The sequence below is a fragment of the Mycobacterium sp. URHB0021 genome (assembly GCF_054057895.1).
The window spans coordinates 812,388-835,909 of sequence record NZ_JBSRZT010000002.1 but is presented as its reverse complement, the minus strand read 5'-3'; the positions used below and the strand labels follow the sequence as shown (position 1 = coordinate 835,909).

Below are 23,522 nucleotides of genomic sequence, written 5' to 3'. Positions count from 1 at the left end.
CCCCTATCGTCCCCTTGGACCTATGCTTTTCTCTATCTCGTCTGGAGCGTGCCACTTGACCCGAACTGTCACTCCGCAGGTTGCCCCGATGGAGGTCTGGCGGGGCAAGGCCTATCCGCTGGGCGCCACCTACGACGGCACGGGCACCAACTTCGCCCTGTTCAGCGAGGTGGCCGAGTGGATCGAGCTGTGCCTGTTCGACGCGGACGGAGTCGAGACCAGGGTGACGCTGCCCGAGGTTGACGGTTTCATCTGGCACGGGTTCGTGCCCAACATCGAGCCGGGCCAGCGGTACGGCTATCGCGTGCACGGCCCCTACGATCCGCCCAGCGGCCAACGTTGCAACCCCAACAAGTTGCTGCTGGACCCGTACTCCAAGGCCATCGACGGCACGTTCCACTGGAATCAGTCGCTGTTCTCCTACACCTTCGGCGACCCGGACAGCCGCAACGACGACGACTCCGCGGCGAGCATGCCGAAGTCGGTGGTGATCAACCCGTACTTCGACTGGGGCACCGACCGGCCACCGAACCATGAGTACGCCGACACCGTCATCTACGAGGCTCACGTCAAGGGCCTGACCGAAACACATCACGGCATCCCGGAGCAGGCGCGTGGCACCTACTCCGCGGTCGCCCATCCCGCGATCATCGAGCACCTGAGGTCGTTGGGTGTCAATGCGATCGAGTTGATGCCGATCCACCATTTCGCCAATGACTCCACGCTGATCGACAAGGGCCTGTCGAACTACTGGGGCTACAACACGATCGGGTTTCTCGCACCGGACCGCAAATACAGCAGCAGCCCGAACCCGGGCGGTCAGGTGCAGGAGTTCAAGGCCATGGTGCGTGCCCTGCACGAGGCGGACATCGAGGTGATCCTCGACGTCGTCTACAACCACACCGCCGAGGGCAATCACATGGGCCCGACGCTGTCGATGCGCGGCATCGACAACGCCGCCTATTACCGCCTGGTCGCCGACGACAAGCGCTACTACATGGACTACACCGGTACGGGCAACAGCCTGAACGTCGGCCACCCGCATTCACTGCAGCTGATCATGGACTCGCTGCGGTACTGGGTCACCGAGATGCACGTCGACGGCTTCCGTTTCGACCTGGCTTCGACACTGGCCCGCGAGTTCTACGACGTGGACAAGCTCTCGACGTTCTTCGAACTGGTGCAGCAGGATCCGACGGTCAGCCAGGTGAAGCTGATCGCCGAACCGTGGGATGTCGGGCCCGGCGGCTATCAGGTGGGCAATTTCCCGCCGCAGTGGACGGAGTGGAACGGCAAGTACCGCGACACCGTGCGCGACTTCTGGCGCGGCGAACCGGCGACCCTCGACGAGTTCGCCTCCCGGCTCACCGGTTCGGCCGACCTCTACGAGCACACCGCGCGGCGCCCGGTGGCGTCGATCAACTTCGTCACCGCCCACGACGGGTTCACGCTGCGCGACCTGGTGTCCTACAACGACAAGCACAACGAGGCCAACGGCGAGGACAACAACGACGGGGAAAGCCACAACCGCTCCTGGAACTGCGGCACGGAGGGCCATACCGACGACGCGGAGATCAACGCGCTGCGCGCCCGCCAGCAGCGCAACTTCCTGGCCACTCTCCTTCTGTCACAGGGTGTTCCGATGATCTGCCACGGCGACGAATTGGGCCGCACGCAGGACGGCAACAACAACGGGTACTGCCAGGACAACGAGATCTCGTGGATCGACTGGGCGAATGCCGATACCGACTTGGTCGAGTTCACCCGCACCGTCTCGGCCCTTCGCGCCGCGCACCCGGTCTTCCGGCGCCGTCGATTCTTCTCCGGCCGGCCGGTCCGGCAGCGCGGGACGCCGGGGCTACCCGACATCGCCTGGTTCGCACCCGACGGCTCCGAGATGAGCGACGACGACTGGGAGAGCGGCTTTGCCAAATCAATCGCCGTCTACCTCAACGGCAACGGCATCCCCGACCTCGACGTGCGTGGGCAGCGGGTGACCGACGACTCGTTCGTGCTGTGCTTCAACGCCCACTACGAACCGATCCAATTCACCCTTCCTCCGGCTGACTTCGGGTCGGCGTGGCAAGCGGTCATCGACACGGCGGCGCCGCCCGCCGCCGAAGGTACTCAGCTCAAAGGCGGCGCGACACTCACTGTGGAAGCCCGTGCCGTGGTGGTGCTGCAGGCCGTGAGCGACGAGGCCTGAGGAGACACCTGGGATCAGCCGGGGTCAGTCTTCGACGTCGTAGAACGAATCCCCGTCCTCCGGGGTGCCGTCGATCTGGCCGCGTTGCCGGCCGTGCACGTCGGGGTCGAGCCGGTCCAGCTCATCGTCGCCGGCCAGGATGAGCCCGCCGCCCTGGTCGGAGTCGTGCGCGTCGCTGGGCTCCTCGTCACGCTCGTCACCGTCGGGGTCGTCCGGGACCTCCTCGGCGAGCCGCTCGTCGAGCGTTTCGTTGTCCTTGGCCTCGATCCACCTCTCCGGAGGGTCGACCACCTCGTCACCGTCGTCATTGCGCACTTCATCGGAGTCGAGCGACTCCTCGGGCGTCAGCGGGTTGTCGTCGAATGAGTCACTGGCCATGCCGCACATGTTGCCCGACGCATGCCACGCTTAAACGAGCCGGGCGGCACTGACCGCTATCGGAGCGAGCCTGGAGGCGCGCGAATCGATAGGAATACCTCGAAATCGCGGGCACGTGGGAATTGCTGCTGACATTTTTCCGATGGTCGCCCGAAAGCATTCGAATGCGCCAAGCGCAGTGCCGACTGCAAGTCGACGTGCCGCGCTGTCGAATCGGGCGCTGCAGATATGCGCGCAACCTGCCCTGGCCGTGTTCGCTGGATCCCGATTTGACCGAGTGGGTTCCCGACGACACGGGCACGTGGGACAACCAATCGTGATGGTCGCCGGCGATGAGGACTTCATCGATTGGCACCGCGACCGGCTCGCCGGGAACGACGCCGGCTGATCTCTCAGAACCGTTGTGCGCCACCGCGCTTGATGACCAAGTTCGACGATCCGTACCACCTCGTATGGTACGGTTTACCTGCTGCAGCAACCGTGGCCGCCGTACTGGCGCAGAGGTAATTCGTTATCTCGCAGTCGCCGCCGGCCGGGCGGGCCGGGTGTAGGAGCCGAAGAGCGGCGGCACCCTACCTGGCGGCCACGGTTGCCAGCCCATCGCCGGACACCATCGGCGATTCCCGCAACGGATTGAGCATTTGCCAGAACTGATCGGCGGCGTGGTGATTCCGGCTGCATGGTCAATCAGTTTGCTGGCTTGAATGAAGCCGCCGGCGTCTCCAGGTCGCCCTGGCACCGATTGCCGATCGGATCCTGGCCGGTTCATCGCCCAGGCCGACGACGCTGGAGAACGCGGGCGGCTCGAAGGGCGGCTGCGGTCGGCCCACGGCGCCGCTTGCTGGCACTTCTCGGCAACGAGGCTGGGTCGCTGCGCCCCGGTCACGTCTCGGGCCGTCCAGAGGACAAGACCGACCGCGCCGTCCCGACCATCCGGCGGCGAGCCGCGGGCGCTGACGGCGACGAGGTGAGACGGCGCGCCGGGCCGCACGCCCGGGCACCCCATCGGATCCCTCGCGTCGGCCCGCTCAACGGTGCTGACGACGGTTCAGCGAAGCAATCGCCGCGTCACGCCCGCCCCCGACGCCGGCCGCCGCCGGGCACGGTTTGCCGGCCCGAAATTCCGCGCTGCGGTCGGCGGTGCACCGGCGCTGCGGTCGGCGGTGCACCGGCGCGTGCCGGACGCACCGGCGGCGCGGTTCGGGAGCAACTGCGCGGACCCGTGCCGGACGCACCGGTGCCGGCGTGCCGCCGCGAGAGACCGCCGGTCGTGTCCTAACTGCCCGACGTCGGCTTCAGCCCAGTTTTCCTGTCGAGGTATTGCAACAGGTCATGGGCCGCCACCTCGACGTCTTTGTGCCGCCACTCGGAGGCCCGGTAGACACAGGCGATCAAGCCCGTCCGGTGAAGCCGGCGGAAATCGCCGTACACGAAGGCGTGTCGCGCCTTGGTCTCGTCGTTCGCGCCCGACGTCAACCCGAGATGCCACTGCCCGTACTCCTCCCAGGAATGGGAGTCGAGGTAGGCGTTCTGCGCCTCCGCGTTCGGCTGCACGTCACCCCAGTCACTGTCGAGGACGTACTGACCGGCGTCGACGAGGTCGCGCGCCTTGGCCACCGCGGCCTTGTTCAGCAGGTATTCGGCCATGTCAGCCATTGTCCATCGTTAGCGGTGGTTCATTTATCTCTGTAACAGAGGTAATATCGGCGGAGTGGATACCCACACCGACTTGGCCGGTCAGCTGTTCACCGTGGTCGGCAGGTTCCGGCGCCAGCTGCGCCGTTCGACCGGGCGCGGGTTCGACACCGCGGGACTGACGCAGTCCCAGGGCGAAATGCTCCGTCTGGTGGGCCGTCAGCCGGGCATCTCGGTCCGTGAGGCGGCCGCCGAGCTGAGTCTGGTTCCCAACACCGCCTCGACGCTGGTTTCCAAGCTGGCCGGCGACGGTCTGCTCATCCGGACCGTCGACACCGACGATCGGCGGGTGGGTCGGCTGCGGCTCACCGAGCGGGCGCAACGCCTCGCCGACGAGTCCCGCCTGGAGCGCAGGGCCGCGCTGTCGGCGGTGCTCGACGAGCTCGACGACGAGCAGCTCGACCACCTGGCGAGCGGATTGGAGGTCCTTGCCGATATGACCCGCATACTTCACGAGAAGCAGACATGACCCCGGCCCAGGCGCCCGCCATCGAGTGCAGGCAGCTCACCCACCGCTACGGCCAGTTCACTGCCGTCGACGACTTCAGCCTGGCGGTCCGCGCCGGCGAGACCGTCGGTCTGCTCGGCCCCAACGGCGCGGGAAAGACCACCGTCGTGCGCGTGTTGACCACGTTGTTTCCCGCACAGCAGGGTGAGGTCCTCATCTTCGGATTCGACTCCCGCCACGACACCATGGATATCCGCCACAACATCGGCTATGTGCCGCAACAGCTTTCGATCGAATCCGCGCTCACCGGGCGGCAGAACGTCGAGTTGTTCGCCCGTCTCTACGACGTTCCCCGTGCGCAGCGGGCCAGTCGGGTCGATGAAGCCCTCGACGCCATGCAGTTGCTCGATGTCGCGGGCAAGACCGCGGGTGCCTACTCGGGTGGCATGATCCGGCGCCTCGAATTGGCACAGGCGCTGGTGAACCGGCCGTCCCTGCTGATCCTCGACGAGCCCACCGTCGGTCTGGATCCCATTGCCCGCGATAGTGTTTGGCAGCAGGTGCAACGCATGCAGGCCGAATTCGGCATGACCGTTTTGTTGACCACCCATTACATGGCCGAAGCCGACATGCTCTGCGACCGGGTGGCCCTGATGCATCACGGCAGGCTGCAGGCACTCGGGTCACCGTCGGAGTTGAAGCACAAGGTGGGCGAGGAAGCCACGCTCGAGGACGTCTTCAGGCACTACGCGGGGTCCGACCTCGCTTCCGAGGCCGCGCCGGAGAGCATCCGCTCGATCCGGTCGACCAGGAGGACGGCACGCCGTGTCAGTTGAGCCGAGGACCCGTATCGAACTCGTCCGCGCGCCACGGGGTTGGCGACGGGCCCGCGGGCTCTTCGTCCGGATGGGGGCCTTCGCGCTCGTCGAGTTGCAGAAGCTGCGACACGACAACACCGAATTGTTCACCCGCCTGGTGCAACCGGCGCTGTGGCTGCTGATCTTCGGGCAGACGTTCTCCCGGTTGCGTGTCATCGACACCGGAAACGTGCCATACCTCGCGTTCCTGGCGCCGGGGATCATCGCACAGTCGGCAATGTTCATCTCGATCTTCTACGGAATCCAGATCATCTGGGACCGCGACGCGGGCATCCTCGCCAAGTTGATGGTCACACCCGCGCCCGCCTCGGCCTTGGTGACGGGGAAAGCCTTTGCGGCCGGCATCCGTTCGGTGGTCCAGGTGATCGGTGTGGTGGCGCTGGCCTACCTGCTGCGTGCAGGTCTGACGGTCAACCCGCTGAGAATCCTCGGGGCGATGGGAGTCGTCGTGCTGGGCTCCGCCTTCTTTGCATGCCTGTCGATGATGCTGGCCGGGCTGGTACGCCACCGCGATCGCATGATGGGAATCGGTCAGGCCATCACGATGCCGCTGTTCTTCGCCTCCAATGCGCTCTACCCGGTGGACGTGATGCCGGGTTGGCTGCGATGGCTGTCCGCGGTCAACCCGCTCAGCTACGAGGTCAATGCGCTGCGCGGGCTGCTGATCGGCACGCCCACCAACGGCTTTCTCGACGTCGCGGTCCTCATCGTGGCGGCCGTCGCGGGTATCGCCGTGGCGTCATCCCTGATGCGTCGCCTCGTCCACTAGTTCCGCCGAAACAACGTTCCCGGTCGTTGAACGCGCATATTCACGACCCGGAATGTTGTTTCGGGGAGGACAGGTCGTAGACGGTCGCATCGCCCACCGACGTCTTCGGGAAGGTGGCGGCCACCCACTTCGCGATGTCGGTGTGTCCGCGGCGACCCCAGGCCGGCCCGTGGCCATGCTCGTCGACCACGACGTAGTAGGCCACCTTGTGCTTGGCGACGTCGTCCTTGAACTGGTCGAGTGTGGGCGCCGGATCGCTGCCCGAGAATCCACCGATCGCCATAACCGCGGTATTGGTGGCCAATTCGAGTCCCGCGGCGCTTGACGAGCGGCTGATGGCCGCGGACCACTCGGTGTCGGCTCCCTTCAGGATCGCGTCGAGTCCCGTGTTCTCCGGACTCTCGTCGAACCATCGATGCTGGGCCGACGCGGGCCCGACGGCCGGCCCGCCACCCTCGTGGGGTTGACCGATCGTGGCTATCGCGTACGCCGCGGGCCCGAGCATCGCGCCGAGAAGCCCGGCAGCCAGGGCAGCTACCCCGAGCCCTCGCCATCGCAGAGCGGCGCCGATCCACACCGCCGCGAGGATCGTGACGGCCAGGATCGTCCACCGCAGCGCGGGTAACCAGTGCTCGTTTCGGCCCAGCAGCCAAAAGCTCCACGCCCCGGTCGCGACCACCATTGCGGCCGAACCGATTCGATAGAGCCACTTTTCATGACGAGCCCACATCTCGCGCACGCCGATCGCGAACATCGCGGCGATCGGAGGTGCGATGGACAACGAGTAATACGGGTGGATCATCCCGTGCATGAAGGTGAGCACCACACCGTCGACGATCAGCCATCCTCCGAACAGGATCGTTCCGGCGCGCACCGGGTCCGTCCGTGGCGTCCGGCGGCGGGCGAGGAGCACGAGGACGACGGCGATCAGCGCGGCGGGAATGAACCAGCCGATCTCGAAGCCGAACTCCCCGGAGAAGAGCCTGGAGGCTCCCTGCGACTGATTGCCGAAGACGAACCCCCCCTGACCTCCGACGTGCAGGCGCGCGCCTGCGGCCGTGCCCACCACATTCTCCGGCTTGCCGAATCCGGCGTGGTTGCGTCCCAGTACCCGCGCAAATCCGTCGTAGCCCAGCACAAGATTCATGAAATTGTCGTCGGTCGAGCCGGCGATGTAGGGACGCGACGTCGCGGGCCAGAGCAACGTGAGCACCACGAACCAGCCCGCGGACAAGGCGAACGTCACCGCGGCGACCAGTACATGCCGCAGCCGGGTGCGCACGCTCGCCGGCGCTGCCAGCACATAGGCGGCCGCGAGCGCCGGCGCCACCATCAGGCTCTCGAGCATCTTGGCCAGGAACGCGAAGCCGAGCGCGACGCCCGCCCACGCCAGCCATGTGACACTCGCCTTCGGGAGCGCGCGCACCGTGCAGTACGCCCCGGCGGTCATCAACAGCACCATCACCGCGTCGGGGTTGTTGAAGCGAAACATCAACGCCGCCACGGGTGTCAGCGCCAACACCACCCCCGCGAGCAGGCCCGCCCGCGGACCGCTGATCCGCGCGACCGCACCGTAGAGCAGTCCGACGGCGGCGACGGCCATCAGCGCCTGCGGAATCAGCATGCTGGCGCTGCTGAAGCCGAAGATCTGTCCCGACAGTCCCATCACCCACTGCGATACCGGCGGCTTGTCGACGGTGATGAAGTTGTTCGGGTCGAGCGAGCCGAACAGCAGCGCTTCCCAGTTCGTCGAACCCGCTTGTGCGCAGCGGCATAGAACTTGTTGCCCATCCCGTTGATGGTGATGTCCCACAGGTAGAGGACGGTGGTGGCGACCAGCAGGATCGTGAGTTCCACCCGCTCGCGGGTAATCACGCCCGACCGATGGGGTTCGTCAGGTGTGGCGGGGGTGTCGGTCGACGAAGTTAACGTGGTTGTCACACCGCCAGTTAGGCATCACTACCCTGCGTGATCCTGTGAGGAGCCCGCGAGGCCGCTGCGGGTTACGCGGTCCAGTCGCATGACTTCGGCGGCCGCGCGTTCCCCGGATCGGACCGCCCCGTCGATGAAGCCGTGCATGACCGGTGACGTCTCGGTTCCCGCCCAGTGGATGCGGCCGCACGGTGCGCGCAGCGTGTATCCGTACTCGGTCAGCACGCCGGGCGGGGTGTGACTGAGCATTCCGCCGCCTGAATACCGCTCGACGCTCCATACCTGCTCGAGGTAGTCGACGGGCGACTTCGCCTTGTCGCCGAACCTCCCGGCGAGCTCGGCCAGGATCGCCTCGCGGCGATCGGACTCGGTGAGCACCCCGATCCCGCGCGCCATGGGCCCCTCGGTGATGACGCACAACACACCGGGTGTCCCCGCATCCGTGCACGCATCGATCGTCATCGTGGCGGGAGAGTTCGTCGCCAGCGACTGTCCGGCCAGCCCGTCGGCGCGCCAGAACGGTTCGTCGTAGACCACATGGATCTTCATCACCGCGCCGCTCGGCATCCGCTGATGCAGAAACGACCGGTCCATCGGCAGCATCGGTTCGTAGCGGATGTGACTGGCGATCGCCACCGGTACCGCCACGATCACCCGCTGCGCCCGCACGACCACGTCGACGGACCGCACGGTCACCGCGTCGGCGTCCTGCTCGATGCTGCGGACCGGCTGCGACAGGTGCAGGGCGCCGCCGATCTCGGCGGCCATCGGCCGGTGGAGGGCACCCATCCCACCGACTGGCCGGGCGTCCTCGGCGGCGTCCTTGACGCCCATCACGAACGCCGGCCCACCGCCGGAGGCCAGTTGGAACAGGACGAAGAGGAATGACACCTCGGAGGCAGCCGACGTGTACAGGCCCGACAGCACGGTTTCGAGAAGATCGCGGGCGGGTTTGGATCGCACGTTTCGCTCGAGCCAGTGCGCCAGGCTGATCCGGTCCCATTTCGCGGCGTTCCTGGCCTCCCAGGGCGCGTCGAGCGGAATCGTCTTGCACATCTGCTGCAACTCCAGGAATACCGCCCCGAGATTCACCGCGGCCCATGGGCTCATGCTCAACGGAATGGTGCCGGTGTAGCGATATTGCTTGCCGTCCACGACCATCATCGCTTTGCCGTCGGTGTATTGCTTGTAGCTTGGTACACCGAACTCCGTCATCAGCGCGTAAATCCGGTCCTGACCAGGTCCGATCCATGCTCCGCCGCGGTCGATCCACGTGCCGTCGTCCCTGATTTCGGTAAACGTTCGCCCGCCCACCCGATCCCGCGCCTCGAGCAGCGCCACCGAGCAACCGCCCTGTTTGAGCCTCAGCGCGGCCGTCAACCCAGCGAACCCCGCCCCGACCACGCAATAATCGACCTCGACGTCAACCATCCCTGAATCGTGCGTGCCAGGATGCGCCCGCGTCCGGTTTTGTTACTTTCTGCGTGGCGATTCCGATACACAGTTCGCTGACACCGAATCGGGTGCCTGAGATTGGGGAGAATGTGCGTACCTTCATGAAGTCCGTCGTCGTGTTCCTCGCGGTGGTGTTGCTGTCGGCGACGGCCACGCAACTGCTGTCCGCGCCGAGGCCGAGCCACACTCCTGTGATCGAGGCGGCGACGATCGGCAACCTCGGAATCGCCGACTCGGATATGTACGGCTGGGGGCCCGACGACGTCAACAAGGGGATGGACACCATCGCGGCGTCCGGCGCGCGCAATGTGCGCATCCTGATGCCGTGGGCCGGCGTTCAACCGGATCCCGGCACCTGGAACTGGGGACAGGTCGATCTCTTGGTCGACGCCGCCAACGCCCGCGGACTCGGGGTGCTCGGCGTCCTGAACTCCTCACCTGGTTGGGCAGCCGTGCCGGGCACACTGCCGTACATCGGCCCGCCGACCGACATGGCCACCTACGGCGATTTCGCCGCGGCCGCGGCACAGCGGTACCGCGGCCGGGTCGCCGCGTACGAGCTGTGGAATGAGCCGAACGCGAGCGCGTTCTGGGAGACGGGCCCGCAGGGTCCGGACGCGGCGCTGTTCACCCAGCTGCTCAAGACCGCCTACCCAAGGATCAAGGGCGCCGATCCCGGCGCCACCGTCATCGCGGGTGGCTTCGCCCCATACGTCGATTTCTTCTCGCTCAGCATCAACCCGATCAAGTTCACCGAGCAGATGTACGCCGCAGGCGCGAAAGGCAGCTTCGACGCGCTGGCCTTGCACCCGTACCTGTTCAGGGCGAAGTTCTCCGACGGAGACTTCCCCGATTCGCCGATGAACCTGACGAAGGGGATACGGCAGACGATGGTCAACAACGGTGACGGCGGCAAGAAGATCTGGGCCACCGAGTACGGGCAGCCGACCTCGGAGGTCGACGACGCGACGCAGGCCGCGTTCATCCGCGACTTCATCACGACGTGGCGGGGGCTGTCCTTCGCGGGGCCTGCGTTCGTTTACACCAGTCGCGACCGCAACAGCGGCAGCGGGGCCGCGGACGACACCTACGGCCTGTACCGCTCGGACTGGTCGCCCAAGCCGGCCGCGGCGGTCGTCCAGCAGCTGGCCTGATCCGGGTCAGGCTGGCTGGCTCAGTTGACGATCCGCGCGATCGAGCGCAGCGGGATCGGCAGCCAGGCAGGCCGGTACCGGGCCTCGTAGGCGGCCTCGTACACCGCCTTGTCGAGTTCATAGGCGGCCAGCAGCTGTCCGGAGTCGCGCGGGTCGGCGCCCGAGACCAGCGCGTAACCCTCGCAGAACGCGGCGCTGTTGCGATCCACCCATTCGCGGGCACGCGCGGCCAACTGCCGTTCGCGGTCCTCATCGTCGGCCTGGTCCATCAGCTGGTGATACGCCGCGTACTCGAATGACCGCAGCACGCCGGCCACGTCTCGCAGCGGTGAATCGGGCCGCCGGCGTTCGTCCACCGGTTGGCCGGGCTCACCCTCGAAGTCGATCAGCAGCCACCGCTCGGGGATGCGCAACACCTGCCCGAGGTGCAGGTCGCCGTGCACGCGCTGGACGGTCACCGTCTCGTCAGCCAGCTTCCGGTAGCGCTCCTCGATCAGCGGGACGTACTGCTCCAGTTCCTGGACGGACGCCGCCGCGGCAGCCAGCCGGTCCAACGCGGTGTCGGCGCCGAACAGCGTCGTCGATGCGCCGAGCTGATCGGCGAGCGTGGCGTGCACCGAGGCCACCGCCTCACCGAGCCGGTACGACTCCCCCGCGAAGTCGCCACCGACCTCGTCGGCGTAGAGGTCGCCCTCGGCGAACAGGTCGCGGGTGCTGGCCATCGCCATGTTCCAGCCCTCGGCGGAGTTGGCCGCGAACTCGGTCACCATCCCGAGCGCGCACGGCTCGTCGTCCACGGTCGCTTCGTACGAGCCCAGCAGGCGGGCGACATGCGGGTTGCCTGCGCGCGCCAGCACCCGGTTGAGCTCGATGTCGGGGTTGACTCCGAGGCTGATGCGACGGAAGACCTTGAAGACGGCCTCTTCCTCGAACACCACGCTGGTGTTGCTCTGCTCGGCACCCGAGACCCGAGGCGCGGTGTCGAGAGGCAACGTGACGTCGGGCTCCTTGAGGAACCGCAGTTCAGCCACGGCGGCCGAGGTGTCGATCAACGACAGCAGATACCGGGCGGCGGCGGGATCGTAGAGTGCGTCGTAGGCGGTGCGGTCACCGTCGGTTCCAATTGTGGCGACGTCGAGATATTCGGCTATCGGGGCACCGCCTGATGTCGCCGCGTCCGCGGCTCCGGAAATCCACCGGACCAGCACCTGGTACCGCTCCGTCGATCCGTTGGTGTAGGCGACGTCGAGGAGGACGAGGTCGAGGTCGTCGCGCAGTGACACCTCGAGGCCGGGCCGGACGGACGTGAGTTCGCGATTCCGTCCGGCGTACCACCGCTGTTGTACGAGCCACTGGTCGAACGGGAGGTTCATGTCTGCTCTCCGAGCTCTGGGCCGGGTGCCCGCAGCTGGAACCAGTAGAACCCATGACCGGGCAGGGTCAGGAGATAGGGCAGCTGGCCGATGCGGGGAAACTCCACGTGACCGGTCATCTCGACCGGCGTATAGGCGTTCCAGTGCTGAAGGTTCAGCTCGATCGGCTGCGGGAAACGCGACAGATTGTTGACACACAACACGGTATCGCCCTGGCCTTCGCCCTCGATCTCGCGGACGTAGGTGAGCACCGACGGGTTCGAGCCGCCGAGCTCGCGGAACGTGCCGATGGCGAACGCGTCGTACCTGCCGCGCACGGCGAGCATCGTGCGGGTCCAGTTCAGCAGCGAGGTGGAGCTGTCCCGCTGCGCCTCGACGTTCACCGACTGGTAGCCGTAGATGGGGTCCTGGTTCGGCGGCAGGTACAGCCGGCCGGGGTTGGCGGTCGAGAAACCGGCGTTGCGATCCGGCGTCCACTGCATGGGTGTGCGCACCCCGTCGCGGTCACCGAGCCAGATGATGTCGCCCATGCCGATCTCGTCGCCGTAGTACAGCACCGGCGATCCGGGGAGTGACAACAGCATCGCGGTGAACAACTGCATCTGGTTGCGGTCGTTCTCCAGCAGCGGCGCCAGCCGTCGGCGGATGCCGACGTTGGCCTTCATCCGCGGATCCTTCGCATACTCGGCGTACATGTAGTCACGCTCTTCGTCGGTGACCATCTCCAGTGTCAGTTCGTCGTGGTTGCGCAGGAAGATGCCCCACTGCGCCATGTCGGGAATCGCCGGGGTGTTGGCCATGATTTCCGAGATCGGGAAACGGGATTCACGCCGGACCGCCATGAAGATGCGTGGCATCAAGGGGAAGTGGAAGGCCATGTGGCATTCGTCGCCGCCGGTGTCCGGGTCGCCGAAGTACTCGACGACGTCGGCCGGCCACTGATTGGCCTCGGCCAGCAGTACGCGGCCGGGGAACTCGTCGTCGATCACCTTGCGGCAGTGCTTGAGGAAGGCGTGGGTCTCGGGCAGGTTCTCGCAGTTCGTGCCCTCCCGCTCGAACAGGTAGGGCACGGCGTCGAGACGGAATCCGTCGATGCCGAGGTCGAGCCAGAACCGCAGCACGTCGAGCATCGCGTTCTGCACCGTGGGATTGTCGTAGTTCAGGTCGGGCTGGTGGCTGAAGAACCGGTGCCAGTAGAACTGGCGGCGCACCGGGTCATACGTCCAGTTCGACTCCTCGGTGTCGACGAAGATGATCCGGGCATCCTGGTAGCGCTCGCTGGTGTCGCTCCACACGTAGTAGTCGCCGTACGGTCCGTCGGGATTGCGCCTCGACTCCTGGAACCACTCGTGGGAGTCGGAGGTGTGGTTCATCACCAGATCCGTGATGACGCGAATACCGCGCCGGTGCGCCGCGTCGAGCAGTTCGACGAAATCGTCGACCGTGCCGAACTCCGGCAGCACGCGGTAGAAGTCGCGGATGTCGTAGCCGCCGTCACGAAGCGGCGAATCATAGAACGGCGGCAGCCAAAGGCAGTCCACCCCAAGCCACTTCAGATAGTCGAGCTGCTCGGTCAGCCCGCGCAGATCTCCGACGCCGTCGCTGTTGGAGTCGTAGAAGGCGCGCACCAGCACCTCGTAGAAGACGGCGCGCTTGAACCACGTGCGGTCCTCTGGCAGGGCCCGCGCGTGCGCGAAATCCTCCGCGGTCGGGTGTTCGACAACCCCGTCTTCGACGTGGCTGCCCTCCGCCGGGTCGTGCTCGGCGGTTTCATGCACGCCGTGTGTCACCGGGACACCGCTGATTAGTTCCATACAGACTTCAAACCTACCCATGTCGCCGGGAATTGAATCAGGACAATCGCGCGCAAACCCCCACGCCGCGCCTGTCGTGCCAGCCTTCCCCATACCGCCGAATATCGCGCGAACTAACGGTTGAATCCCCACTGGTGACGGGTTACCGTTTGCGCGTCCTTCCCCCCTTCGCCGGCGGCGCTGTGGTCATCGCCGGCGCATTGAAACGAACAAGAATTGAGTGGCTGTGGCTGATTCGGCGCCGAATGACGGTGAAGCTCCGGTAATTGTTGGTCTGTCCGATGCGGCCATGCACATGTATGCAGCCGCCATCGACTCTCTGCCCGCGCCGAGTGACCCTGAATTTTCCGACCGCGCCGGAGTCATCCTCGCCGGGCTCCGCAAACTTCAGGGCTCGCTGTCCGACGCTGCGACCCGGAGCCGGGTGACACCGTCGGTGATCGTGGCGCTGAGCGGTGTGCGGCAGCGCTACGAGGAGCTGATGGAGACGGCGGCGAACGGCCCGGGCGCGACACTGGGCCAGCGGCTTTACGTCGCGCGGGGCCGCGCCAAGTTGTCCACCCGCGAGGCCGCCAACGGGGTGGGTCTGCGGAAAGACCTCATCGAGGCGGTCGAGGCCGAAGAGCCCGCCACCGAGGAGGAGACCACGCGGATCAAGGATCTGATCGCCGCGCTGGGCGGCTAGCGCAGGAAGCGCGCGGCATCCGGCGTGCGGATGAACCGGGTGCCGCTGGCCTGACGGTAGCCGATCAGGCCGCCGCCGAACGTGACGAACAGCAGTCCGGCCATGCCCGGCAGGGCGAGGGCAGTCAGTTCGGCGACGGTCGGGTTGCGGAAGTAGCGCGGGTAGGCCACCCGGGTGGCCTGCCCGGTCACCGGGGTCAGCGTGCCGGCCGGCAACCCGGCGCTGGGCGGCGGGGAACGCGGGATCACCGGCACACTCTTTGCGCCCCTTGTGAAGCCGGGCACGGTGTAGTCGGGCCTTGCGACGGCCGTCGGCGCGTTCGGCACTGCGGACGGGCCGGCCGGCGCCCTCGGCGCCACGCGCGGCATCGGAGCGCCGACCGGCGCCGCGACCACCGGTACCGCGAGCACCGGCGGCGCCGCAGTGGCAACGCCGACGTGATCGCCGGGACCGCGTTCGCCGCCCGCGTCGACGACGGGCGGCGCCTGCGGCGGTTCCCGCGTACGGAAGGCAGGGCCGGGAGCCGGCGCGGGCGTCGGCTGCCACGCGGGGAAGAAGTCGCCGAGCCTGACCTCGTATGTCGTGACGAATGCCCCCGCGCCCGAACGGGAGACCTCCTCGGGTGTGGGCCACCGCAGAATCGGGATCGTCAGGTTCTGATTGGGCTTCGGCGCGGGGCGGCCCGGCTCGTCGTCTGGCTTCTTCGCGTCCACCCGGGCCGTCTTGACCGGCTCGCCGCCGTCCCGACCGTTTCCCACCGTGCTCGTCGGATGCGGGGTATCGGGTTTGCTTCCGGCGCCGTCATTCGAATCACCCGGCGTCTCGTCCGCTTTGCTGATCTCGGCGGCGGCCCCGGACGCGTCGGCACCGGAATCGGCGTCGTCGGCATTCGCCCTGCCCGCACCCGCCCCGCCGAACAGGAGGACCGCAGCCAGCATGACAGTGCCTGCGAGGAAATGCGTTTTCGACCCGGCCACAATTTCCTCACCTCCCGCAATGGCGAGCTTGGGGGAGATACCAGTATGAGCAATTCCCCGCCATTCCCGTACATGTATTCCCCGGATTCATTTCTGACGCCGAATTAGATATTCGACATAGTCGTTATTTTTGCTGATGTCCGGCGCCGGCCGCGAATTCGGTATCGTGCCGACGTGGCTACACGTGATCACGGCGACCCGGGCGCCGCCCCGTCGGTGCCCCCTCCCCTCACCGCCGTCGCCGACCCGTTTCGCCCGTCGGCGGCCGAACAGGCCCGCACCATCGCCGCATCGACGAATACCGGCACGCTGGCGACACTGACCGCCGACGGCGACCCGTGGGCGTCCTTCGTGACGTACGGACTGCTCGGTGGAGCGCCGGTGCTGTGTGTGTCGAATCTCGCCGAGCACGGCCGCAACCTCATTGCAGACCCCCGTGCCAGCATTGCGATCGTCGCGCCGACATCAGACACGGATGGGGACCCGCTAGCCAGCGGAAGGGTCACCCTGGCCGGCGTCGTCGAGCGGCCGGCGGCCGACGAAGCGGCCGCGGCGCGGGAGGCACACCTGTCGGCGGTCGCCGCCGCGAAGTACTACATCGACTACAGCGACTTCACCCTGTGGGTGCTGCGGGTGCAGCGGGTCCGGTGGGTCGGCGGCTACGGACGAATGGAGTCGGCGACCGGCCAGGCGTATGCGGCGGCCGAACCCGACCCGGTGCAACCGCAGGCGGCGGGGGCCGTCGAGCACCTCAATGCCGACCACGCCGAGTCCCTGGTGGCGATGGCGCGCGTGCTCGCGGGCTACCCGGACGCCACCGCGGCGACATGCACGGGAGCCGATCGCTACGGCCTGGACCTGCGGGTCACCACCGAACGCGGAATCGCCTACCCACGGGTGAATTACGCGACGCCGATCGGCAGGTTCAGCGAATTACGTTCGGCCGCTGCCGAGTTGACCCGACGCGCCCGCGAAGGCTGATCGGCCGTCCGCCGCCTGCGATGGGTGCAATACGATCGCCATCATGTCTGCAGCGACGGAACGTCCGGGCACCTGGCAAGCGGCCTTCGAGCTGATTCGCGACCGCGGCTACGAACACCGCGAGGAACCGTTCAGGCTGGCCAGTGGCCAGCTGAGCCACGATTACATCGACGGCAAGTACGCCGTGGACACCGGGGAGCGACTCGGCCTCGTCAGCCGCGCCATCGCCGACCTGGCGGCCCGCAACGGCATCGACTTCGACGCGGTCGGCGGCCTCACCATGGGTGCGGATCCACTTGCGCTCGGCATCGCGATGGTGACGGGCAAGGCCTGGTTCTCGGTGCGCAAGGAGCAGAAGCAGCGCGGCCGCGGGCAATGGATCGAAGGCACCCGCCTGCAGCCGGGGACTCGGGTGCTGCTCGTCGACGACGTGATCAGCACCGGCGGTTCCACCGAGATCGCCTACGAGCGGGTCACCGAAGCGGGCGCGGTCGTCGCCGGAGTGATTCCGATGGTGGATCGCGGCGACGTGGCCACCGGCCGCTTCGCTCGCCACGGCGTGCCGTTCGCAGCCCTGGTCACCTACCGGGACCTGGGAATCGAGCCGATCAAAGACGTCTGAGCCGGCTGAGCGGCAAGCCGTAAGGATTGCCCGCCAGGGCATCAAGACGCCGTCAAGGCATGTGCCATCGTGTTCCGCGCGGCGCAACGTGGCGTCATGACCTTGCTGGATTATCTGCCCTCCCTGCATCATGCTGCCCAGCCCCGAATAGACCCGGCGATCTGGCCGTCGACCGCGTGCGTCGACGACCTGGGTCGCCTCAGTGTCGGCGACGTGCCGCTGACCGGCATCGCCGACGAGTTCCGGACCCCCACCTATGTCATCGACGAGATCGACTTCCGGCGCAGGCTGATGCACTACCGCACGACCCTGCGTGGCGCCGAAACCGTATACGCCGGCAAGTCGCTGTTGACCACCACCATCGCCCGCTGGGCCGCCGAGGAGGGCGCAGGAATCGACGTCAGTTCCGGCGGCGAACTGACCACCGCCCTCGCCGCCGGTGTGGATCCGGCCCGAATCGTCATGCACGGCAACGCCAAACCACTTGACGAACTCAACGACGCGGTCACCGCCGGAATCGGCCGGGTGGTCGTCGACTCACTTATGGAGATCGCCTACCTCGCCTGTGAGGTGCGGCGCCCGCAACGACTGTTGATCCGGGTGACCCCCGACATCGACATAAACGGCCACGCGGCGGTGACGACGGGCGTCGACGACCAGAAGTTCGGTTTCACGCTGACCGGCGGTCACGCCGCTGATGCAGCGAAACGCATTCTGCAGCAACCACTTCTGGATCTGATCGGGTTGCACTGCCATATCGGTTCGCAGGTCACCGACGCCGCCCTGTACGGGGAGGCGATCCGCAAGCTGATCGCCGCCATGGCCGATATCAGGGCCGCCCACGGGGTGATCCTCCACGAGCTGAACATCGGTGGGGGCCACGGCGTTCCGTACCTCAGCGGTGACCCCGAACTGAACCTGGCCGAGCTGGCCGACATCATCGAGGACGCGCTGGACTGGGCGTGCGCCGCCGAACGGTTCCCACGGCCGCGCATCGTGGTCGAGCCCGGGCGGGCGATCAGTGCCCGTGCCGGCGTGACGCTGTACCGCGTGATGTCGGTGAAGACACGGCCGGGCGGACGGACGTTCGTCGCCGTCGACGGCGGTATGTCGGACAACCCCCGCGTCGCCCTCTACGATGCGAAATACACGGTGGCGCTGGCCAACCGGCATTCGCTCGCATCGATCAAGCCGGTCACCGTCGCCGGACGGCACTGTGAGTCGGGCGACGAGATCGCGCGTGACGTCGAACTGCCCGCGGACGTCCACCCCGGCGATCTGATCGCGGTCGCGTGCACCGGCGCGTATCAGCACAGCATGGCGTCCAACTACAACATGGTGGGCCGGCCCCCGATCGTCTCGGTCAGGCACGGCAAGACCCAGGAACTGGTGCGCCGCGAGACGACCGACGACCTGTTGTCTCGCGATCTCGGATGGTCAGGCGGCGCCGTCGGCCGGCACGACCAGTACCCCGCCCGGCTCGACACCGACCTGAACCGACGCGCCGGGTGAGAACGTCCGCGCCGCCGAACTGGCCATCTGCGCGGAGACCACGGTGCCGTCGGACAGCGCGCAGTACACCCGGGATATCGGCCCGAGGAACGCCACCGAGCTGACGGTCGAGGTGCCTGCCGGATCGGCTGTCACGGTGACCGATTCGGGCCGGACCATCGCCAGCCCGGTGCCGGAGGTGACCGAACCCTCGAGGGCGGGCACCGCCGATCCGAGCACCCGCGCGGTGCCCTCGGAGACCTCGGCGGGCACCTTGTTGTTGAGGCCGACGAACTCGGCGACGAACGGGGTGGCCGGATTTGTATAGAGATCGGCGGGGGCGGCCAACTGTTCGAGCCTGCCCTGGCTCATCACCCCCACCCGGTCGGCCACGGCCAGTGCCTCCTCCTGGTCGTGGGTGACGAACAGTGTCGTCGTGCCGACTTCCAGTTGCACCCTGCGGATCTCGTCGCGCAGCTGCGTCCGCACCTTGGCGTCGAGCGCCGACAGCGGCTCGTCGAGCAGCAGCACCCTGGGCTGGATGGCCAGGGCCCTGGCGAGCGCCACCCGCTGCTGCTGGCCCCCCGACAACTCGTTCGCGTACTTGTCCTTGTGCGCCGAGAGACCGACCAGGTCTAGCATGTCGGCGGCCCGGGACATGCGCTCGTTCTTGGCCTTTCCACGCATCTTGAGTCCGAACGCGACGTTGTCGAGAACGGTCAGGTGCGGGAACAGACTGTATGCCTGGAACACCATTCCCATATCGCGCTTGTTGGCGGGCACCTTGCTGACGTCCTGGCCGCCGACCGAGACTCGGCCCGAGGTGGCCTCGTCGAGACCTGCCAGGATGCGTAGCGCGGTGGTCTTACCGCAACCCGACGGCCCCAGCAATGCCACCAGTTCACCGGGCTCGATGTGCAGGGTGAGGCCGTCCAGTGCCCTGACGGTTCCGTATTCGCGAGTGAGGTCGTTGAGTTCGACGGCGACGCCAGAGGTCATTCAGAGGCTCCCGGGGTGACGGCGGGTGTGGGTGCGGGGACGGCGGGGTCGGCCGCGATGGTTCGGCGGCGCCCGCGAGTCGCCAGCGACAGGATCTGCAGTAGCACGAAGCCGAACAGCAGGACGGCCAGCGAGGCGGCGACCGACGTCGGCCCGTCGCTCTTGCCGATCAACACGATCTGCACCTGCAGGGTCTGGTACCCGCTCAGCGATGCGATGGTGTATTCGCCCAGCACCACCGCAATCGAGATGAACGCGGCCGACAGAATGCCCGACCAGATATTGGGCACGACGACCCGCAGGATGGTGGTCGGCCAGCCAGCCCCCAGGGACCGTGCGGCTTCGGAGAGTGTCTGCAGGTCGATGGATGACAGCGCGGCGTCGATCGCGCGGTAGGCGAACGGCAGCACCAACACGACATAGACGAATGTCAGCGTCAGTGCGGATTCACCGAGGAGGTAGGTCACCCACAGGTAAACGTTGCGCAGACCGACGACGATGACCAGTGCGGGAATCGTCAACGGCAAAAGGCACAGAAACTCGACCAGGCCCCTGGCCCACGGCGCGCGCAACCGGACCCAGATCATCGTCGGCACCAGAATCAGCAGCATGGCGACAACCGTGAACACCGCCAGCAGCAGGGAGATGACGATCGCCTGATAGAGCGCGTCGTCGGCGACGAGGTTCTTCCATGCCTGCAACGTGCGCCCGCCCGCGATGAGGTTGCGGGTGGAGAAGTCGGCCATCGCGTACAGCGGGAACAGGAAGAAGAGCCCGAAGAGCAGCCAGAGTGCCGCCCGAAACACCTTTCCGCTCAGCCTGGTTCGTGTCACTGCAGCCACCTCGCGGTGCGGCGCACCAATGCGCTGTAGGCCACCATCACCAGTGCCACCACCACGATCATCGCCAGCGCCAGCGCGTACGCGAACCCGGACTGCCCGAGCACGACCTCACTGGTCAGTGCGGAGCGGATCAGCAGCGGCAGGATCGGGCTGCCCTGGCTGACCAACGCCGCGGCGGTCGCATAGGCGGCGAAAGCGTTCGCGAACAACAACAGTGCCGAACCGAGGAAGGCCGGCGTCAGCAGCGGAACGGCGACCTCGCGGAAGTACTGCCACCGCGACGCGCCCAGGCTCAGCGCGGCCTCCCGCCACTGGTCGCGCAAACCTTCGAGTGCAGGCACGAAGACGATCACCATCAGCGGGATCTGGAAGTAGGTGTAGACCACGATCAGACCGGTGAGGCTGTAGAGCCATCCGGATCCCGCAAGGTTCCAGCCGAACACCTGCTGCACCCACAGCGTCAGGACACCGTTGAGGCCGATGGTGGCCAGGAAGGCGAAAGCCAAGGCCACACCGCCGAATTGGGCCAGCACGCTGCACAGCGAGATGACGGAACGGCGCACCATCGAGGTGGCTGGACTGCTCACGATCAGCCAGGCCAGCACAGCGCCCAGCACCGCGCCGAGGAGTGCCGTGCTGCCGGACAGGAGCACGCTTTTCCACAGTGCGCTCAACGCGGTGCCGGTGAACAGCGCCTGAATCCGGGCCAGCGAGAACACGCCGTCGGCGAAGAATGCGCTGACGATCACCGTCACCGTCGGAATGATCAGGAAGACCACGACCAGGATCAGGAACGGCAGCAGAGGCAGTGTCTCGCCGAGCCGCTTGTTGAGTGTCTTCATCGACCGACGCCCGGCATATCAGCCGATCGCCTTGGCCCAGTTGTCCGCCAGATACTTCGAAGCCGCATCCGTCTGCGCCTGGGTCGGGATCGTCACGGGACCGTCGATGACCGGGAGCGTCGCGGCGACCGTCTTGTCGAGCGTGCCCGCCGCCGACATGGCGTCGGCGCGCACGGGTCGCACACCTCCGACCGCGTACAGGTTCTGCCCCTCATCGCTGTAGAGGAACTCCTGCCACAGCCGGGCCGCGGCGGGGTGCGGAGCGTCCTTGTTGATCGCCTGGTAGTAGAAGCCGGCGACGGCGTGTTCGGGCGGAACGACCACCTGCCAGGTGGGCAGCTTCTTGCTCTCGCTCGCGTTCAGGTAGTTCCAGTCGATCACCACCGGGGTCTGACCCGACTCGATGGTCGCGGGGGTGGGATCGACCGGCAGGAAGTTACCCGCCTCCCTGAGCTTCCGGAAGAACTCCACGCCGGGGCCGATGTCGTCGGCCGTGCCGCCCTGGGACAGCGCCACCATCATCACTCCGGAGAACGCCGCACCGGCCTGGGTCGGATCACCGTTCAGCGCCACCTTGCCCTTGTACTCGGGCTTGAGAAGGTCGTTGACCGCCGCCACCGGCGGTACCTTGGCCGAGTCGAATCCGATGGACATATAACCGCCATAGTCGTTGATCCACGCGCCATTTGGATCCTTGAACTCGGCGGGGACGCTGTCGAACGTCGCCACCTTGTACGGCGCGAACATCGGCGCGTTGGCCAGGGCCACCGACTGGCCGAGGTCGAAAACGTCGGGCGCGCTGCTCTTGCCCTTCTGCTGGTTCGCCGCGTTGATCTCATCCTGGCTTGCGGCGTCGGGCTGCGTGGAGTTGACCTTGATGCCGTATTTGTCGCCGAACGCCTTGATGATGGCGCCGTAGTTCGCCCAATCAGGCGGCAGCGCAATCACATTGAGTGTGCCCTCTTTCTTGGCGGCTTCGACGAGGGCATCCATGCCGCCGAAGTCCGCGGCCGACTTCGCCTCGCTGACCTTCACACCGGACTGCGTGTCACCGCCGGTGTTGGCCTTCTCGGGCGGGGCGCAGGCCATCAGCCGGGCGAGGGCTACGGCGCAAGTGGCGGCGGTCAACACCCGTGGCAGGTGCCGTGGTCTGGTCATTGCCGAACCTTCCAATAGACAGGAGGCCGCGCGGAGGCGCTGCGGTTACGGCGCCGGGTCGGCGCGGTGAATGGATCCAACGGGCGTTGGAACATTACCGTTTTGGCGCGGAGGTCGGTGTCGGATCCCGAGACTGAAGTCCGGGTTGTCACCGGGCGCCCGTTTGTCCTGGTGACCGAGCTAACATCTCTGTGTGGCGGAACGCGAAGCCCAGGGGGACTTCGAGTATCTATGGGATGACCCGGCGGATGCCGACGGGCCGCCCGATGATGAGTCCGGCTACGAACCGGCCGGGGCCGACGATCCCGAACCGGTGCCTGCCGACCCGGAGTTTCGTCACTTCGACGCGTTCAACGCCAGTACGTGGAACTTCGTGCCTGCGCCGATGCCGTGGTATCGGTCCACGGCGGCCGCGACGGCACTCGTCGCCGCCGCGGCCGCCGTGATCGCGATCGTGGTCTCCGGCGTGCTGCTGGTCTTCCGGGGCCCGGGCAGCACTCCGGCCCGTCCGGCGCCGGCGACGCAAACGGCATCGCCGACCGCCACCGCCCCGGCCACCGCACCGGCCGGCGCTCCGGCCACCGCGGTGTCACCGACCGAATCGCCGCCACCACCGCCACCACCGCCGTCGGCGGCCCCACCGCCTCCGCCGGAGACGGTGGCGCCCACGGTTGACCGGGCTCCGGAGTACACCAATCCGAGGGTTGCGCCCAGGCCGACGAGGCAGCCGGAGATCGGCGTCACCCGCACGCCGGTGACCAGGTCACCGATCAGCGTGGCGCCGCAGCCGCGCGGTCCGCGCTGACGGGGCGTCCCCACCGTG

At 67.0% G+C, this 23,522-nt stretch carries 21 protein-coding genes; 10 read left to right on the top strand and 11 right to left on the bottom strand.

The annotated features are described in order from the left end of the window. Positions 1-88: 88 nt before the first annotated feature. Positions 89-2,206 carry a glycogen debranching protein GlgX gene (gene glgX, locus ACVWWN_RS06230; protein WP_457143114.1) on the top strand — a complete coding sequence of 706 codons (2,118 nt, stop codon included), beginning with the start codon at positions 89-91 and terminating at the stop codon, positions 2,204-2,206. A gap of 24 nt (positions 2,207-2,230) precedes the next feature. Here the strand turns inward: glgX and ACVWWN_RS06225 are convergent, their stop codons facing one another. Both ACVWWN_RS06225 and ACVWWN_RS06220 read right to left on the bottom strand, forming a co-directional pair. Further along, a complete protein-coding gene (locus tag ACVWWN_RS06225; RefSeq protein ID WP_457143113.1) occupies positions 2,231-2,593 on the bottom strand; it encodes a hypothetical protein in 363 nt (120 codons plus the stop codon). Positions 2,594-3,859: 1,266 nt separating this feature from the next. Next, entirely contained in the window at positions 3,860-4,231 is a 372-nt protein-coding gene (locus tag ACVWWN_RS06220) for a hypothetical protein (RefSeq protein ID WP_457143112.1), read from the bottom strand. A gap of 55 nt (positions 4,232-4,286) precedes the next feature. Here ACVWWN_RS06220 and ACVWWN_RS06215 point away from each other — a divergent pair, with 55 nt between their 5' ends. The 3 genes from ACVWWN_RS06215 to ACVWWN_RS06205 all read left to right on the top strand — a co-directional run bounded on the left by ACVWWN_RS06215 (position 4,287) and on the right by ACVWWN_RS06205 (position 6,374). Beyond that, a complete protein-coding gene (locus ACVWWN_RS06215) occupies positions 4,287-4,748 on the top strand; it encodes a MarR family winged helix-turn-helix transcriptional regulator (protein ID WP_457149019.1) in 462 nt (153 codons plus the stop codon). After that, positions 4,745-5,563 (top strand): ATP-binding cassette domain-containing protein, encoded by an 819-nt coding sequence (locus ACVWWN_RS06210; protein WP_457143111.1) that lies wholly within the window; start codon positions 4,745-4,747, stop codon positions 5,561-5,563. The genes ACVWWN_RS06215 and ACVWWN_RS06210 overlap by 4 nt, the downstream gene beginning before the upstream one ends. Positions 5,564-5,633: 70 nt before the next feature. Beyond that, a complete protein-coding gene (locus ACVWWN_RS06205) occupies positions 5,634-6,374 on the top strand; it encodes an ABC transporter permease (RefSeq protein ID WP_457149018.1) in 741 nt (246 codons plus the stop codon). Between the two features lie 40 nt (positions 6,375-6,414). On the opposite strand, the gene ACVWWN_RS06200 is transcribed toward ACVWWN_RS06205, so the two are convergent. Together ACVWWN_RS06200 and ACVWWN_RS06195 are read right to left on the bottom strand one after the other, a co-directional pair. Continuing rightward, positions 6,415-8,187, bottom strand: coding sequence for an ArnT family glycosyltransferase (locus tag ACVWWN_RS06200; protein WP_457143110.1), 1,773 nt, complete (start codon positions 8,185-8,187; stop codon positions 6,415-6,417). A 146-nt stretch (positions 8,188-8,333) separates the two neighbouring features. Continuing rightward, the gene (locus ACVWWN_RS06195; protein WP_457143109.1) at positions 8,334-9,737 is read right to left on the bottom strand and encodes a flavin monoamine oxidase family protein; all 1,404 of its coding nucleotides are present in this window, start codon (positions 9,735-9,737) and stop codon (positions 8,334-8,336) included. 125 nt (positions 9,738-9,862) lie between these two features. Here ACVWWN_RS06195 and ACVWWN_RS06190 point away from each other — a divergent pair, with 125 nt between their 5' ends. Further along, positions 9,863-10,915: a cellulase family glycosylhydrolase gene (locus ACVWWN_RS06190; RefSeq protein WP_457143108.1), complete on the top strand. Its 1,053-nt coding sequence runs from the start codon at positions 9,863-9,865 to the stop codon at positions 10,913-10,915. Between the two features lie 20 nt (positions 10,916-10,935). On the opposite strand, the gene ACVWWN_RS06185 is transcribed toward ACVWWN_RS06190, so the two are convergent. After that, positions 10,936-12,288, bottom strand: coding sequence for a maltokinase N-terminal cap-like domain-containing protein (locus tag ACVWWN_RS06185; protein WP_457143107.1), 1,353 nt, complete (start codon positions 12,286-12,288; stop codon positions 10,936-10,938). Further along, positions 12,285-14,102, bottom strand: coding sequence for a maltose alpha-D-glucosyltransferase (gene treS / locus ACVWWN_RS06180; protein ID WP_457143106.1), 1,818 nt, complete (start codon positions 14,100-14,102; stop codon positions 12,285-12,287). The genes ACVWWN_RS06185 and treS overlap by 4 nt, the downstream gene beginning before the upstream one ends. A 295-nt stretch (positions 14,103-14,397) precedes the next feature. Here treS and ACVWWN_RS06175 point away from each other — a divergent pair, with 295 nt between their 5' ends. Continuing rightward, positions 14,398-14,787, top strand: a complete 390-nt coding sequence (locus ACVWWN_RS06175; protein ID WP_457149017.1) for a hypothetical protein — start codon at positions 14,398-14,400, stop codon at positions 14,785-14,787. Here the strand turns inward: ACVWWN_RS06175 and ACVWWN_RS06170 are convergent. Beyond that, entirely contained in the window at positions 14,784-15,764 is a 981-nt protein-coding gene (locus ACVWWN_RS06170) for a hypothetical protein (RefSeq protein ID WP_457143105.1), read from the bottom strand. The genes ACVWWN_RS06175 and ACVWWN_RS06170 overlap by 4 nt on opposite strands. 174 nt (positions 15,765-15,938) lie before the next feature. Between ACVWWN_RS06170 and ACVWWN_RS06165 the strand changes: the two genes are divergently transcribed. The 3 genes from ACVWWN_RS06165 to lysA all read left to right on the top strand — a co-directional run bounded on the left by ACVWWN_RS06165 (position 15,939) and on the right by lysA (position 18,879). After that, positions 15,939-16,745, top strand: coding sequence for a HugZ family pyridoxamine 5'-phosphate oxidase (locus ACVWWN_RS06165; protein WP_457143104.1), 807 nt, complete (start codon positions 15,939-15,941; stop codon positions 16,743-16,745). A gap of 43 nt (positions 16,746-16,788) precedes the next feature. After that, the gene (pyrE, locus tag ACVWWN_RS06160; protein ID WP_457143103.1) at positions 16,789-17,367 is read left to right on the top strand and encodes an orotate phosphoribosyltransferase; all 579 of its coding nucleotides are present in this window, start codon (positions 16,789-16,791) and stop codon (positions 17,365-17,367) included. Positions 17,368-17,463: 96 nt separating this feature from the next. Continuing rightward, positions 17,464-18,879, top strand: coding sequence for a diaminopimelate decarboxylase (gene lysA / locus ACVWWN_RS06155; RefSeq protein WP_457143102.1), 1,416 nt, complete (start codon positions 17,464-17,466; stop codon positions 18,877-18,879). Here the strand turns inward: lysA and ACVWWN_RS06150 are convergent. The 4 genes from ACVWWN_RS06150 to ACVWWN_RS06135 form a co-directional block, all read right to left on the bottom strand. Then, positions 18,805-19,857, bottom strand: coding sequence for an ABC transporter ATP-binding protein (locus ACVWWN_RS06150; RefSeq protein WP_457143101.1), 1,053 nt, complete (start codon positions 19,855-19,857; stop codon positions 18,805-18,807). The two genes, lysA and ACVWWN_RS06150, sit on opposite strands and share 75 nt — an antisense overlap. Further along, positions 19,854-20,603 carry an ABC transporter permease gene (locus ACVWWN_RS06145; protein ID WP_457149016.1) on the bottom strand — a complete coding sequence of 250 codons (750 nt, stop codon included), beginning with the start codon at positions 20,601-20,603 and terminating at the stop codon, positions 19,854-19,856. Before ACVWWN_RS06145 ends, ACVWWN_RS06150 begins: the two co-directional genes overlap by 4 nt. 83 nt (positions 20,604-20,686) lie before the next feature. After that, positions 20,687-21,541: an ABC transporter permease gene (locus ACVWWN_RS06140; protein ID WP_457143100.1), complete on the bottom strand. Its 855-nt coding sequence runs from the start codon at positions 21,539-21,541 to the stop codon at positions 20,687-20,689. 18 nt (positions 21,542-21,559) lie between these two features. Further along, positions 21,560-22,699 carry an ABC transporter substrate-binding protein gene (locus ACVWWN_RS06135; protein ID WP_457143099.1) on the bottom strand — a complete coding sequence of 380 codons (1,140 nt, stop codon included), beginning with the start codon at positions 22,697-22,699 and terminating at the stop codon, positions 21,560-21,562. A gap of 193 nt (positions 22,700-22,892) precedes the next feature. On the opposite strand from ACVWWN_RS06135, the gene ACVWWN_RS06130 reads away from it, so the two are divergent. After that, positions 22,893-23,504, top strand: coding sequence for a hypothetical protein (locus tag ACVWWN_RS06130; protein WP_457143098.1), 612 nt, complete (start codon positions 22,893-22,895; stop codon positions 23,502-23,504). Positions 23,505-23,522: the final 18 nt, after the last annotated feature.

What these genes read in the sequence shown, in the direction of transcription:
- glgX (WP_457143114.1), top strand. Translation starts at nt 89, where the DNA reads ATGGAGGTCTGGCGGGGCAAGGCCTATCCGCTGGGCGCCACCTACGAC.
- ACVWWN_RS06225 (WP_457143113.1), bottom strand. Translation starts at nt 2,593, where the DNA reads ATGTGCGGCATGGCCAGTGACTCATTCGACGACAACCCGCTGACGCCC.
- ACVWWN_RS06220 (WP_457143112.1), bottom strand. Translation starts at nt 4,231, where the DNA reads ATGGCCGAATACCTGCTGAACAAGGCCGCGGTGGCCAAGGCGCGCGAC.
- ACVWWN_RS06210 (WP_457143111.1), top strand. Translation starts at nt 4,745, where the DNA reads ATGACCCCGGCCCAGGCGCCCGCCATCGAGTGCAGGCAGCTCACCCAC.
- ACVWWN_RS06205 (WP_457149018.1), top strand. Translation starts at nt 5,634, where the DNA reads ATGGGGGCCTTCGCGCTCGTCGAGTTGCAGAAGCTGCGACACGACAAC.
- ACVWWN_RS06195 (WP_457143109.1), bottom strand. Translation starts at nt 9,737, where the DNA reads ATGGTTGACGTCGAGGTCGATTATTGCGTGGTCGGGGCGGGGTTCGCT.
- ACVWWN_RS06190 (WP_457143108.1), top strand. Translation starts at nt 9,863, where the DNA reads ATGAAGTCCGTCGTCGTGTTCCTCGCGGTGGTGTTGCTGTCGGCGACG.
- ACVWWN_RS06185 (WP_457143107.1), bottom strand. Translation starts at nt 12,288, where the DNA reads ATGAACCTCCCGTTCGACCAGTGGCTCGTACAACAGCGGTGGTACGCC.
- treS (WP_457143106.1), bottom strand. Translation starts at nt 14,102, where the DNA reads ATGGAACTAATCAGCGGTGTCCCGGTGACACACGGCGTGCATGAAACC.
- ACVWWN_RS06175 (WP_457149017.1), top strand. Translation starts at nt 14,398, where the DNA reads ATGTATGCAGCCGCCATCGACTCTCTGCCCGCGCCGAGTGACCCTGAA.
- pyrE (WP_457143103.1), top strand. Translation starts at nt 16,789, where the DNA reads ATGTCTGCAGCGACGGAACGTCCGGGCACCTGGCAAGCGGCCTTCGAG.
- lysA (WP_457143102.1), top strand. Translation starts at nt 17,464, where the DNA reads ATGACCTTGCTGGATTATCTGCCCTCCCTGCATCATGCTGCCCAGCCC.
- ACVWWN_RS06150 (WP_457143101.1), bottom strand. Translation starts at nt 19,857, where the DNA reads ATGACCTCTGGCGTCGCCGTCGAACTCAACGACCTCACTCGCGAATAC.
- ACVWWN_RS06145 (WP_457149016.1), bottom strand. Translation starts at nt 20,603, where the DNA reads ATGGCCGACTTCTCCACCCGCAACCTCATCGCGGGCGGGCGCACGTTG.
- ACVWWN_RS06140 (WP_457143100.1), bottom strand. Translation starts at nt 21,541, where the DNA reads ATGAAGACACTCAACAAGCGGCTCGGCGAGACACTGCCTCTGCTGCCG.
- ACVWWN_RS06135 (WP_457143099.1), bottom strand. Translation starts at nt 22,699, where the DNA reads ATGACCAGACCACGGCACCTGCCACGGGTGTTGACCGCCGCCACTTGC.